We start from the raw sequence: 12,368 nt of genomic DNA, 5'->3' as shown, positions 1-12,368 counted from the left end.
CGACTCAGGCCTTCCGCTGCTCCATCCCGAACAGGGCGAGCAGACGCTCGGGGATGTCCTCACCGAAGACGCTTTCGAGCAGGAAGTCCTCCTCCATGGGCGTTTCACTACGCACGAACATGGCCTGTTCGTACTCGGCGAGTGCGGTCTCGACGTCGTCCGGACGAGCGGCGAGGGCCTTGCCGAGTTCGGCGCCGTCGAGCATCGCCAGGTTGGCGCCCTCACCGTTCGCCAGCGCGAGGTGCGCGGCGTCGCCGAGCAGGGTCACGCCCGGAACGCGGGCCCATCGCAGCCCGGACGGCAAGGCGTAGGCAGGACGATGGATCGGCGCGACGTCGCTTTCGGTGATCAGCGCGGTGAGCTCCGGCGACCAGTCGCGGAACTCCGCCGCGATCCGCGCCTTGGCCGCTTCGGCGTCGCCGAAGTCGATGTCGCCGAACCACTCCAGCGGCTTCGTGAGTTCCACGTAGCCGTGCAAGGTGTCGCCGCTCTCGCGGTGGCCGTTGATGCTCATACCCGGCGTGGCCCCGACCCCGACCATCGATCCGCCGCCGACCGTCTTCGCCGCGGCGGGATGCCGGGTGAGCGCGTCGTACAGGTAGGTCTCGACGATCGACGTGCCGCTGTAGTCCGGGCCGACGCCGGTGAGCAGCGGCCGGACCCGTGACCACGCGCCGTCCGCGCCGGCCAGGAGACCGGTGACGACGGTGGCGCCGCCCTCGAACGTCACCTCGTGGCGGCCGTCGCCGAGGGTACGGGCGGCGACGAGCTTGTGTCCCCAGTGGACGGTGCCGTCGGGGAGCGAATCGAGCAGCATCCGGCGCAGGTCGCCGCGCTGCGCCTCCGGGCGGCCGCCCGTGCCGTCGTCGGCCCGCTCGAACAGGACCGACCCGTCCGAGTCGAGAACCCGCATCGCCTGGCGGCCCTCCAGGACGATGCCGCGGAACTCGTCCAGCAGCCCGGCCGCCTCGAGGGCGAGCTGGCCGTTGTAGTCGTGGATGTCGAGCATCCCGCCCTGCGTCCGCGCCGACGGCGAGGCCTCGGCCTCGTACACCGCGGACGGGATGCCGTGGACGTGCAGGACCCTGGCCAGCGTGAGCCCGCCGAGCCCGGCGCCGATGATCGTGACAGGTGTGTACATGGTGACCCCTCGGATCGCTTCTGGAATGACATTCCAGAGAGTGCCGGGGCCCGCTGCCAGGCGGCGCACACGACGCTGGCACCGGCCTGGCAGGCGCTGTCAGCCGAAGAGGCGTGTCATGATGCTGACATGAGCCGAGGCGAGCCGGTCGGACCACTGGACCTGGCGGTGGGGTACATGCTGAAACGAGCGGCGACGGCGCTCCGGATGGCGATGGACACCGCTTTGCGCCCGCTCGACCTCACCGTTCCGCAGTACTCCTGCCTCGAAGTACTCTCGCAGCGACCGGGGCTGTCGAACGCGGAACTCGCCAGGGCGGTGTTCGTCACCCGGCAGTCGATGAACCTGGTGCTGCGCGGCCTGCAGGACCGCGGCCTGGTCACCCGTCCGACGACGGCGCCGCAGGGCCGCGCCCTGCCCAGCACCCTGACCCCCGCCGGAAAGGCCCAGCTCCGCGCCGCCAGCGGTGTCGTGCGCGCCGTCCAGGACCGGATGCTCGAACCGTTTTCGACGGCTGAACAGGAGCGGCTGTTGCGCGATCTCGCCACCTGCGCGGACGCGCTCTCCGAGTGACTCAGGACCTCGTGCTCACCAGGGTTTCCGGTTTGAACGCGAACACGTCGACGCCTTGGACGAGCACATGCCATTCACCGCAGACCTTGTCCGTCCTGCTTTCCTGTCCGCGCGGCCACCAGTGCGCGGCGAGGGTGGCGGCCTGTGTCGCGGCAGGTCCCGGCACGCAAACGGCGGGCAGCGTCCCGCCGGTGAACCGCAGGAGCCGCTCCGAACCCGTCGTCCGGATGACCTCGGTGACCGCAGCCGCCCCGTCCGGCACCCACTCCGGCAGCCGGGCGTCCGTGTCGCGCTTGCCTTCCGCGCCGGTCGCGTAGCCGACCGTTTTGACGTGCCCGTTCGCCTTTTCGGTCAAGCCTTCCCTGAGACCGCAACCGGTGAGGGTGACCGTGGCCGTCGCGGCGGCGAGAACCGCCGCGGTGATCTTCGTGTTCATACGATCGAGTCAACCTCGCGGAACCGCGTACGGGATCGGACTTTCGGTCCGGCCGGGCCGCCATCCGGCCGATCTCGACGACGGATAACCGCCGGCGCCCGGACCCGCCGCGCACCACAGTGGTCGTCGTGACAGCGACAACGGACGCCTTGTCCGTACTCAAAGGCATGTACGCGGCCGAAGCCGGCTACTTCGCGGCGGGCGGCCCCGGCAAGGCGACCTTCGCGCCGCTCGCCCCGTTCTTCTCCCCCGACGTGGTGCTGCACCAGGCGGATGCCCTGCCCTACAGCGGAATCTGGCGCGGCCACGAAGGCCTGGAACGGTTCTTCGCCGCCATGGGCGACACCTGGGCGGTCTTCGACATGGTGGAGCAAAGCTTCCTGAGCGAGACCAGCCCACTGGTCGTCCTGACCCAGGTGCACGTCCGCGCGAGGACCACCGGACGCGAGCTGGATTTCCCGATCCTGCAGACGATCACCGTCGAGGACGGGCGCATCACCGAGGTGCGGCCGTTCTACTGGGACACCGCGGCGATCGCGGCGGCCTGCACGAACTACCATTCCGCTGATGACCGCCTACCACGATCTTGAGCTGTTCGAGGAAGCCGCTTCCCTGCCGGAGCGCCAGCAGAAGATCCTGCTGACCATCCGCGAATGGGTGGTGGAGCACGGGTACTCGCCGAGCACGCGCGAGATCGGTGAAGCGGTCGGGCTGCGCTCGACGTCCTCGGTGTCGAAGCATCTGGCGGCCTTGGAGGAAAAGGGTTTCCTTCGCCGCAGCAGCTCGATTTCCCGGCCCATGGACGTCCGCGCGTTCCTGCACGGCACCACGTCGCGGGAATCCACAGAGGACTCGGTGCCGGTCCCCGTCGTCGGTGACATCGCCGCGGGAACGCCGATCTCGGCCGTCGAGCACGTCGACGACGTGATGACCCTTCCGCGTGAACTCACCGGCCGGGGCAACGTCTTCGGCCTGCGGGTGCGCGGTGACTCGATGATCGACGCGGCGATCTGCGACGGCGACATCGTCGTGGTGAAGCAGCAACAGGAAGCGCACTCCGGCCAGATCGTCGCCGCGATGATCGACGAGGAGGCCACGGTCAAGGTGTACCGCCGCCGCGACGGCCACGTGTACCTCGAACCGCGCAACCCCGCCTACGACGTCATCGACGGGGACCGCGCGACCGTGCTGGGCGTCGTGGTTTCCGTGCTGCGCAGCGTCTGAGCGATTCCTGTCGGTGGTCCGGAGTAGCTTCCCGGTCCAGGTACGAAATCGACTTCGCCGAGTCCCCGTCCGGCTCGGCCGCGGACTCGAGCCGGTTCCACTTCCGCGAGCCCGGCGGCGCCGAACTCGCGGTGTGGACCCCGGATTCCTGACTTCAGGCGGCGAATCCCAGCACCAAGGAGGCGGCGACGGGCGCCAGGTACATCAGCGGGAACGCGACGTGCGACAGCCAGCGCGCGCGGAGCACGGTGATCACGGCACCGGTGAAGTAGAGCACCAGTCCGATCCCGGCCGCGACGCCGAGCGCGGGCACCCACAGGCCGGCGATCAGGCCGAGCGCGCCCGCGGCCTTGGCGACGCCGAGCGGCGTCCACCAGCCACGGGGGACGCCGTAGTCGGCCAGCGGCTTAACGACCCACTTGGCGCGGAAGAAGATCGAGGCGGCCGAGTAGGCGGCCATGAACGCTCCGACGACGGTGACGATGACATAGGCGGTGGTCATTTTCGGTTTCTCCTCGGCTTTTCGGTGATTCGACCGGTTGACCCCGGCCGCCGGGCCGATGTGACACCTTCGGGGCGAAGACGTTCGTGAACCACGTCACAGACCGCATCCGACATAGTGGAGCAGCTGCTCTCTTATTGTTTTAGAGCACGTGCTCTGTTACCGTCGCCCCATGCCCCGCCCCCGTGTGCACGACTTGGAAAGGCTGCTCGACGCGGCCGAACGCCTCGTCGTCGAGACGGGCGCCCATGGCGTCACCGTCCGCTCCCTCGCGGCCGCCGCGGGCGTGTCCAACGGGACGATCTACCACGCTTTCGGCTCGCTCGGCGCCTTGCTGGCCCACGTCTGGCTCCGCGCGGCGGGCGAGTTCCTCGACCTCCAGACCGCTCTCGCGGACGAGGCGGAAGACCCGGTCGCGGCGGTCGTGGCCGCGGCGGACACCCCGGCCGCGTTCGCCGACCGCCGGCCGGAGGCGGCCCGCCTGCTCATCACCGTCAAGAAGGACCAGGTCCTCGGCCCGCAGGTCCCCGAAAACCTCGCCGCCGACTTCCTGGCCCTCGACAAACGCCTGATCGCCTTCCTGGTCCGGCTGGCCGCCCGGCTCTGGGACCGGCGCGACGCGCAGGCCGTCGAAGTGCTGACGACCTGTGTCGTCGATCTGCCGACCGCCCTGTTCCGCCGCGCGTTCACCGCGGGCGAACCGATCTCCGAAGACGCCCGGGCCCGGCTGGCCGCCGCGGTCCGCGCCATACTCCTGCTCCCACCCCCACGGAAGGACTGACATGCCCACGCTGCGTCAAGACGCCCCGGTGTTCCTGCTGGACCTCGGAGACGACGAGAACCGGTTCTCGCCGTCCTGGCTGGAAACCGTCCATTCCCAGCTCGACACCGTCGTCGCCTATCCGGATCCGGCGGTGCTGGTCACCGTGGGGTCGGGCAAGTTCTACTCGAACGGCCTCGACCTCGAATGGCTCACCAGCAACCCCACCCAGGCGGCGCAGTACGTCGCCGACGTCCACGAACTGCTGGCCCGTGTGCTCACCCTCGGCGTGCACACGGTCGCCGCGATCAACGGGCACGCCTTCGGCGCCGGGGCCATGCTCGCGATGGCGCACGACTTCCGGGTGATGCGCGCCGACCGCGGGTACTTCTGCTTCCCCGAAGCGGATATCAACATCCCGTTCACGCCGGGGATGGCGGCGTTGATCCAGGGCAAGCTCACCCCCGCCGCCGCGATCGCGTCGATGACCACGGGACGGCGGTTCGGCGGCACGGACGCGCGCGACCTGGGTCTCGTGGACGCCGTCGCCGAGAAGCCCATGCTGCTGGAGTACGCGACGGATCTCGTCCGCCCGCTGGCCGGGAAGGACCGCGGCACGTTGTCCGCGATCAAGACGACGATGTTCACCCCTGCCGTCAGCGCGCTTCGCGCCAAGTAAAGGGCACAATCGTCGACTGTGAGTGAAGACGTCCTGCGCACCGGCGAGGCGGAGTTCAACCGCGTGGTGGAACCGCTGCGCCGCGAACTGCATGCCCACTGCTACCGCATGCTCGGCTCGACCCACGACGCCGACGACGCGGTGCAGGACGCGCTTCTGCGGGCTTGGCGGGGGTTGGCACGCTTCGAGGGGCGCAGCTCGATGCGGACCTGGCTCTACACCGTCGCCACCCGCACCTGCCTCGACGTCGCGGCCGCGCGCGGGAAGCGGGCCCTGCCGATGGACCTCGGCCCGTCAAGCGAGCGAGTGGTGTTCGAAGAGGCCCCGGTGACCGAAGTGGCGTGGCTCGGCCCGTATCCCGGCGGGAGCGGGCCGGACGTCCGGTACGAGCAACGCGAGGCCGTCGAGCTGGCGTTCGTCGCCGCACTGCAGCATCTGCCTGGCAACCAGCGGGCGGCCCTGCTGCTCTTCGACGTCCTCGGCTTCTCCGCCGCCGAAATCGCGTCCACAATGGACACTTCGGTGGCGGCGGTGACCAGCGCGCTGCAACGCGCGCGGGCGATCGTCGCCGAGAAGGTCCCGCCGTCCGACCGGCAGCAGACCCTGCGGAAGCTCGACGATCCCCGGGTCCGCGAGATCGCCGCGGGCTTCGCCTCCGCGCTGGACCGCGGCGACGCCGACGCGCTCGTGGCGTTGCTGACCGAGGACGTCACCTGGTCCATGCCGCCGTTCGCGCACTGGTACCGCGGCATCGAGGCCGTGTCCCGCTTCGCCGTCGAGGTCCCGATCGGCCGGTGCCCGAGCTGGCGCACCGAGGTCGTCACCGCCAACGGGCAGCCCGCCGTCGCCTGCTACCTCGGCGAAGCACCCGACGCCGTCCACCATGGCTGGTCGATCAACGTGCTGTCCCTCCGCGGCGATCGGATCCGCGAGATCACCTCGTTCATCGACGCGGACCTGTTCGCGAAATTCGGCCTCCCCCCGGCGAAGCCCTGAGTACCGCACGGGGAAAGGTGTTGCTCGCGCTGGCGGTGGCCGTCACCCTCGTCGGCGTGGTCTTCGGTGGCATGTTCGCCTTCCAGCGCAAGCTGATCTACCTCCCCGAGGCAGGTCCGCCCCTCGGCGCCGCCGGCGTCCTGCCCGGCGGCAGGGACGTCACGCTCACCACCTCGGACGGACTGAGCCTCGCGAGCTGGTACTTCCCGGTCGACGGCGCGAAGGCGGCCGTGCTGGTCGCACCGGGCAACGCCGGGAACCGGGCGTACCGCGCGCCGATGGCCCGCGCGCTGACCGCACGCGGGCTCTCGGTGCTGCTACTGGAGTATCGCGGCTACGGAGGCAATCCCGGCGAGCCGTCCGAGGACGGGCTCAAGCTGGACGTCCGCGCCGCACAGGACTTCCTGGTCCGCGAGGCCGGTGTGCCGCTGATCTACTTCGGCGAGAGCCTGGGCTCCGCGGTCGTCACCGAACTGGCCGTCGAACGTCCGCCGTCCGCGCTCGTGCTGCGCTCGCCGTTCGTCGACCTCGCGTCGGTCGGACAGCTGCACTATCCGTTCCTGCCGGTCCGGTGGCTGCTGCGGGACGAGTTCCCGACCAGGGACAACGTCGCGCGCGTGAAGGCGCCGGTGACCGTCGTCTTCGGCGCCGTGGACTCGATCGTCCCGGCACAGCAGAGCCGTGACGTGGCACGGGCCGCCGGCGCGAGGACGGTCGAAGTCCCCGGCGCCGATCACAACGACCCGGCGTTGTCCGACGGGCCGGAACTGATCGACGCCATCACGGGCGCCATCCGCTGACGGGCTCAGGCCCGCTTCGGGGACCTGCGCAGTGACAGGGAGTGGCCGGGGTTGAGTTTGCGGCCGAGTCGATCGGCCTTCGGCCAGCGGACGTCCGTCGCCCAGCCCGCCTTCTCGAACAGCCAGATCAGCCGCGCCGAGATGTCGAGCTGACCCCGGCGGACACCGTGCCGGGCGCCGGTGGGGTCGGCGTGGTGGGAGTTGTGCCAGGACTCACCCATCGAGGCGATGGCGAGCGGCCAGAAGTTCGCGGATTTGTCGCGAGCGGCGAACGGGCGGTCGCCGATCATGTGACACAGCGAGTTCACCGACCAGGTGACGTGGTGCAGCAGCGCCACGCGGACCAGGCTCGCCCAGAAGAACGCGGTGACCGCGCCCCACCACGACATCGTGATCACGCCGCCGAGGACGGCGGGCGCGAGCAGCGTCACGACGGTGAGCAGCGGGAACAGGCGATCGATCCGGGCGATGTCACGGTCGGCGAGCAGGTCGGGGGCGAACCGCTGCGCGTTGGTCTTCTCACGGTCGAACAGCCAGCCCATGTGGGCGTGCCAGAAGCCGCGGGCCAGCGCGGCCGGGGTGGTGCCGAACCGCCACGGGGAGTGCGGGTCGCCCTCGCGGTCGGCGAAGGCGTGATGGCGCCTGTGGTCGGCGACCCAGCCGATGACCGGGCCCTGCATGGCCATGCTGCCGGCGACCGCGAGGGCGATCCGCAGGCCGCGGTTGGCCTTGAAGGCGCCGTGGGTGAAGTAGCGGTGGAAACCGATGGTCACGCCGAGGCCGGTGAGGAAGTAGAACCCGGCGGCCAGGCCGAGGTCCACCCAGCCGAGCCCCCAGCCCCACGCGAACGGGACGGAAGCGGCCAGTGCCAGCAGGGGCACCACCGCGAACAGCTTGACGAGAAAGTTTTCGGTGTTGCTCTGCTCCCCGGACAACAGGGGCTGTGGCGCCTGCCGCTCTGCGCTGTCCGGGGGGTTGAGAACTGAAGTCATATCGTCGCTTCTTGTCGAGTGCCAGGATTGGTACCGGCTGTGTCAGCCGGTGTCACGGCGCGACGCAGAGAAGGCGACGCCCGCGACGAATTCTGTGCGAGCGTGCTTGGACAACACGACACCCAAAACGTTGGTCTGCTCCGTCAACGAACGGCGTCGGCCGAAGGTTCCGGTGTGGGATAAGAAGGTTCGCGAAAAAGATCCATGTATCGCTCCCCTTGAGGGGTCGCGGGGTCCTGCCGCTCGACCTCGGTGTCGAGCGGGTGGCTGAACAGCGCACTGTCGGTGCTGTGAGTTTTGACTGTGAAACCTTTCGGAGGGACCGCTGGTTCGCGGTCTTCGGCGAGGCCGGGGGCGAATTCCACCCGCCTCGTGCCGGATCGGCGTCGCGCTGTGAAGGCGCCGCCACCTACTACGATACACGCCCCGGGGCCGAAACCCCAGGGCGTCCGCATCGATCAGCCGGGCGCCGTCACGTTGAGTGCCGTCACGACCGTTCGCTCTTCGTGAGCGAAATGCGCTTCGAGCCTCCCCGCGAGCTCGTCGAAGTCGTCGCGCAGGCGAACGGGGTCACTCTCACCGTGGACGTAGCCCTCCACGAGCTCGCGGATCCGCTTCTGCAAGGCCGCGACGACGGCATGGTCTTCCCCGAGCTTCGTCAGCGTCGGCGCGAGCGCGGGAAACCGTTGGGCCAGCATGGGAAACGCTCCCATGTCCTCGCCGGTATGATGTTTGGTCAGCGCCTCGCAGAACGAAACACAGTGCGCCCGCAAGGATTCCTCCATGGTGAGCGACTCCGCGCGGCCGGCCACGAGGTCGTCCACCCCGGCGCGCAGCGTCTTGAGCTCCTCGCGCAGCCAGTCGTGGACCTCCACCAGGAAGTCCCCCATCCCCCGCACCCGGTCGTCGATCCGGTGCAGGATCACGACCGGCAGCTCGCGCGACGTTTTCGCCTGATACTCGGCGAAACCCGGCTCCTCGGCGACGACCCGCGCGAACAACGCGTCACGTTCCGCCGCCGCCGGAACGGCCGCGATCGCCTCGTAGGTCTCGGCACCCGTCTCGATCGTGACCCGATGGTCGCGACGGATGTTGTGATACCACGCGGGATGGGCCGGAGATCCCATATTGGAGGCGACCACGACGGTCTTGCCGTCGATTTCGAGGTACCCCAACGGATTCGTCCGCCGCTTACCGCTCTTGGCGCCCGTGGTGGTGAGCAGGATCAGCTTCCACCCCTCGAACATGCCGCCGAGCTTTCCCTTGTCACGCCTGAATTCCTCGATCACCTGGTCGTTGAAGCCGGTCAATGCGGTCCTTTCCCGTCGATGTGTCGACAGGAGGCGCGGAACCAGTACCGGAAGAAGAGCACACGAGCCTTGGCACGCCCGGTTTTGGAGCGCACCGCATGGAGGCGTCATCCCACGACGCGGGGATGAACTGAATGCGAGAGACGGTGTGTGCCGATCTCTGGTGGCTGAGTAGCCGCTACCTCCGTGCGTAGGCCCATACGGGGCTCGAAGACGACGTTAGCACAGCGCTTCGCTGCTTTCTCAGCAGTGCTCCCAATGTGGCATTGGGGACGGTGAGCGTCCCCAATGCCACATTGGGAGCATCCCATTCCGCCGGATACGGGCCACCGCAACGGAAACGCGGGCACCCTATGAGCCGGCAGGCCGTAAGCACCTTCCTCCTCCGACCATCGCCAGGGCATCATCGAGGCATGCCGATCATCACCGGCCCCGAGCCACTCACGCCGGGCATCACCATCCGCCCGGCCCGCCCGGGTGAGGAGGACGTCGTACTCGACCTTCTGGCCGAGGCCGCCGCCTGGCTGGCGGGACGCGGAATCCGTCAATGGCCACCACGCTTCCCGCGGGAATCGGTGCGTGGCCAGATCGAGGCGGGCGAAGCGTTGCTGGTCATCGGACTCGGCAAGCCGATCGCGACCTGCGTGGTGACCGAGGCGGAGCCTGAACTCTGGGGCGAGACCACGGAACCGGCCTACTACGCGGGCCGCCTCGCGGTCGCGCGGGAGGCGGCCGGAGCCGGGCTCGGGTTCCGGATCATCGACTGGGTCGGCGAGAAGGCCGTGGCACGGGGCAAAGCGTTCGTCCGCGTGGCGACCACGAGGGACAATCCGGCCTTGCGCGGGCTCTACGAGCGCGCGGGCTTCGAGCACGTGGCCGACCCGCCCGAGGCGAAATGGCCGACCAGCCTCTACGAAAAGCGGGCGGCCGGCTGATCAAGGCAGGCCGAGGATTTCCGGTCGCGCCGCGTACTTCCGCCAGTGCGATCCAGGATCCGGGACCAGCCGCCGCCGTTCGAGATCCAGCAGGCCGGAAAGGCTTTCCACCTCCGCCACCACGGCGCCGTCCGGCGACACGAATTCCTGGACGACCCGTGACACCTTGCCCGGCTCCCAGGTGAACCGGGTCAGGACGTCGATCCGCGCGCGGGCACGGAGCTCACGGCGGAACCGGATCGTCGTTTCGAGGTTGACCGGGCCGAGGTTCCCGGCCTTGAGCGCCAACGGGTCCACGCCTGCCGCCCACACGCATTCCCAGCGCGCGTGATCGGCGTACGCGAGATAAGCGGGGCCGCGGACATGCCCGTTGAGGTCGAGGTCGTCCGTGCGGATGTCGATGGTGACGCGGAAAGGTTCGAGCACTTCCCGATCTTCGCCTCGCCGGGCCGTCTCAGTCTGGAACGTTTCGGCCAGTCCAGGATCGTACGAGCGCGCCGGGCGAAACGCCGGACAGCCGGCGGCACTCCCGCCCCAGATGGGACTGATCCGCGTAACCCACCTCGGCGGCGACGTCGGCAAGCGAGGAGCCGTGCCGTACGACGGCCTCGAGCCGCGTGAGAAACCGATGGAACCGCAGCACCCGCTGCAGTTCCTTCGGGCCGACGCCGACGTCGTGCCGCACATGCCGCCGGAGGCCGCGCTCGCTCACTCCCAGTTTCACGGCCACCTTGTCGGCGCGAGCGCCTGGCGCACGCAACGCGCGGGCGGCCGCGACGGACAGCCCGTCCGGCTCGATGTCCCTCAGTCTGTCGGCGACCAGTGCTTCCAGCACCGCCCGCGCCTCGCCGGGTGTCCCGCACTCGGCCAGCCTGGATTCCGCGCGGCGCGCCCTAGCGGGCCATAGGTCGCGCAACGGGGTGGCACCCGCCGCCAGCTCCGTCATCGGCAGGCCCAGCACCGCGCCGCCGGCACCGCATCGCAGGCGGAGCCCGGCGGTCCAGTCCGCCGAAGGCAGCTCGTGCCGCAGCACTCCGCGCACGGTGGTGACCGCGTCGAGCCTTCGCCCGTCCCAGACGAGGTCCACGCAGCCGTCCGGGAACACCCTCAGCGGACGGCTACCGCCCACCACGCCCGTCCAGACGCTCTCGACCACGCCGGCCACGACCGCGGCCGGCGTGCTTTCGCGGTACACCGAACGACCAGAACGGCGACGCAGCGGAACACCCACGTCCGGCAGTATGCCCCCGCCCACCGACAAGATGCGCCGCACATGATCTTGCTGGAGACTTGCCGCCGTGCTGCGACCGGTACTCGACCCGTCCCCCGCCGACTGGATCCTCTCCAGGCTCGGCGGCGCGTTCGGCGCGGCCGGCCGCGCGGTCCCCCATGGCTACGCCGCCTACGCCCGCGTCTGCCACCCCGCGGAGCGTGACCGCGGCGGCTGGTCGAGCTGGAGCGAAGCCGCGGCCGAAACGGGACGGCGCGTCCATGGCGCCATGCAGTGGCACGCGCTGGTCGGCTCCCCGGATCCGGTGAATCTCACCGGCTCGCGCTGGCGCGGCTCCCCACCGGGACGCGGCACGCTGCCTTCACACAGCCTCACCGCGCTGCTGGCCGTTCTCGGCGATCACACAGCCACTTCGGACGCCTGGTTCTGCCTTTGGGACGGCTACGGCTGGGCCGACGAGGCGACGTTGTCCCGCGAGCATCTCGACGCGCCGCGCGTGCGGCACGCCGGCCGGGACTACCTGCTCTTCCAGGGACCGCTGGCGTCCGCGGCGGAACTCGGCTGGCGGCCACGGCCGAACTGGTTCGAGGCGCAGTCGCCCAACCTGTTCTGGCCGGACGACCGCGCCTGGTGCGTGGCCACCGAGGTCGACTTCGATTCGACCGTCGTCGCGGGCGAGGAGGCCCTCGTCGACGCCCTGGTCAAGGCACCGGGGCTGGAGGTCTGGCGGATCGAATCCGACACCTCGCTCGCGGCCGACGGGGACCGGATCAACCAGCTGCCGTGAAG

At 69.8% G+C, this 12,368-nt stretch carries 16 protein-coding genes; 9 read left to right on the top strand and 7 right to left on the bottom strand.

Translation table 11 applies throughout. From position 1 onward, the window contains the following. Positions 1-4 precede the first annotated feature (4 nt). Positions 5-1,141, bottom strand: coding sequence for an FAD-dependent oxidoreductase (locus tag ACIHAO_RS31145; protein WP_396563829.1), 1,137 nt, complete (start codon positions 1,139-1,141; stop codon positions 5-7). A 129-nt stretch (positions 1,142-1,270) separates the two neighbouring features. Between ACIHAO_RS31145 and ACIHAO_RS31140 the strand changes: the two genes are divergently transcribed. After that, a complete protein-coding gene (locus tag ACIHAO_RS31140; RefSeq protein WP_396563827.1) occupies positions 1,271-1,714 on the top strand; it encodes a MarR family winged helix-turn-helix transcriptional regulator in 444 nt (147 codons plus the stop codon). A 1-nt stretch (position 1,715) separates the two neighbouring features. Here the strand turns inward: ACIHAO_RS31140 and ACIHAO_RS31135 are convergent, their stop codons facing one another. After that, on the bottom strand, positions 1,716-2,150 hold the full coding sequence (locus tag ACIHAO_RS31135; protein WP_396563825.1) for a hypothetical protein: 435 nt from the start codon (positions 2,148-2,150) through the stop codon (positions 1,716-1,718). A 128-nt stretch (positions 2,151-2,278) separates the two neighbouring features. On the opposite strand from ACIHAO_RS31135, the gene ACIHAO_RS31130 reads away from it, so the two are divergent. Together ACIHAO_RS31130 and lexA are read left to right on the top strand one after the other, a co-directional pair. Next, positions 2,279-2,740, top strand: coding sequence for a nuclear transport factor 2 family protein (locus ACIHAO_RS31130; RefSeq protein WP_396563823.1), 462 nt, complete (start codon positions 2,279-2,281; stop codon positions 2,738-2,740). Next, positions 2,718-3,374: a transcriptional repressor LexA gene (lexA, locus tag ACIHAO_RS31125; RefSeq protein ID WP_396563821.1), complete on the top strand. Its 657-nt coding sequence runs from the start codon at positions 2,718-2,720 to the stop codon at positions 3,372-3,374. Before ACIHAO_RS31130 ends, lexA begins: the two co-directional genes overlap by 23 nt. Before the next feature lie 154 nt (positions 3,375-3,528). Here lexA and ACIHAO_RS31120 read toward each other — a convergent pair whose 3' ends face one another. Beyond that, complete coding sequence (locus tag ACIHAO_RS31120; protein WP_396563819.1) at positions 3,529-3,876, bottom strand: DoxX family protein; 348 nt, start codon at positions 3,874-3,876, stop codon at positions 3,529-3,531. A gap of 172 nt (positions 3,877-4,048) precedes the next feature. On the opposite strand from ACIHAO_RS31120, the gene ACIHAO_RS31115 reads away from it, so the two are divergent. From ACIHAO_RS31115 to ACIHAO_RS31100, 4 genes are read left to right on the top strand one after another with little or no spacing between them, the layout of a single operon-like run. Next, complete coding sequence (locus ACIHAO_RS31115; RefSeq protein WP_396563817.1) at positions 4,049-4,657, top strand: TetR/AcrR family transcriptional regulator; 609 nt, start codon at positions 4,049-4,051, stop codon at positions 4,655-4,657. A gap of 1 nt (position 4,658) precedes the next feature. Next, on the top strand, positions 4,659-5,315 hold the full coding sequence (locus tag ACIHAO_RS31110; RefSeq protein ID WP_396563815.1) for an enoyl-CoA hydratase-related protein: 657 nt from the start codon (positions 4,659-4,661) through the stop codon (positions 5,313-5,315). An 18-nt stretch (positions 5,316-5,333) separates the two neighbouring features. Further along, complete coding sequence (locus tag ACIHAO_RS31105) at positions 5,334-6,311, top strand: sigma-70 family RNA polymerase sigma factor (protein WP_396563813.1); 978 nt, start codon at positions 5,334-5,336, stop codon at positions 6,309-6,311. 17 nt (positions 6,312-6,328) lie between these two features. Further along, complete coding sequence (locus ACIHAO_RS31100; RefSeq protein ID WP_396563811.1) at positions 6,329-7,111, top strand: alpha/beta hydrolase; 783 nt, start codon at positions 6,329-6,331, stop codon at positions 7,109-7,111. 5 nt (positions 7,112-7,116) lie between these two features. Here ACIHAO_RS31100 and ACIHAO_RS31095 read toward each other — a convergent pair whose 3' ends face one another. Next, positions 7,117-8,103, bottom strand: a complete 987-nt coding sequence (locus tag ACIHAO_RS31095; RefSeq protein ID WP_396563809.1) for an acyl-CoA desaturase — start codon at positions 8,101-8,103, stop codon at positions 7,117-7,119. A 458-nt stretch (positions 8,104-8,561) separates the two neighbouring features. Further along, complete coding sequence (locus ACIHAO_RS31090; protein ID WP_396563807.1) at positions 8,562-9,413, bottom strand: nitroreductase/quinone reductase family protein; 852 nt, start codon at positions 9,411-9,413, stop codon at positions 8,562-8,564. A 413-nt stretch (positions 9,414-9,826) separates the two neighbouring features. Here ACIHAO_RS31090 and ACIHAO_RS31085 point away from each other — a divergent pair, with 413 nt between their 5' ends. Then, on the top strand, positions 9,827-10,348 hold the full coding sequence (locus tag ACIHAO_RS31085; RefSeq protein WP_396563805.1) for a GNAT family N-acetyltransferase: 522 nt from the start codon (positions 9,827-9,829) through the stop codon (positions 10,346-10,348). On the opposite strand, the gene ACIHAO_RS31080 is transcribed toward ACIHAO_RS31085, so the two are convergent. After that, the gene (locus ACIHAO_RS31080) at positions 10,349-10,774 is read right to left on the bottom strand and encodes an acyl-CoA thioesterase (RefSeq protein WP_396563803.1); all 426 of its coding nucleotides are present in this window, start codon (positions 10,772-10,774) and stop codon (positions 10,349-10,351) included. 28 nt (positions 10,775-10,802) lie between these two features. Further along, on the bottom strand, positions 10,803-11,579 hold the full coding sequence (locus ACIHAO_RS31075; protein ID WP_396563801.1) for a helix-turn-helix domain-containing protein: 777 nt from the start codon (positions 11,577-11,579) through the stop codon (positions 10,803-10,805). A 67-nt stretch (positions 11,580-11,646) separates the two neighbouring features. Here ACIHAO_RS31075 and ACIHAO_RS31070 point away from each other — a divergent pair, with 67 nt between their 5' ends. Then, positions 11,647-12,366, top strand: coding sequence for a hypothetical protein (locus ACIHAO_RS31070; RefSeq protein WP_396563799.1), 720 nt, complete (start codon positions 11,647-11,649; stop codon positions 12,364-12,366). The last annotated feature ends 2 nt before the right edge of the window (positions 12,367-12,368 follow it).

Origin of the sequence: Amycolatopsis sp. NPDC052450 (genome assembly GCF_044547565.1) — a bacterium.
Lineage (GTDB): Bacteria > Actinomycetota > Actinomycetes > Mycobacteriales > Pseudonocardiaceae > Amycolatopsis.
This window is presented reverse-complemented; position numbering and strand designations above follow the sequence as displayed.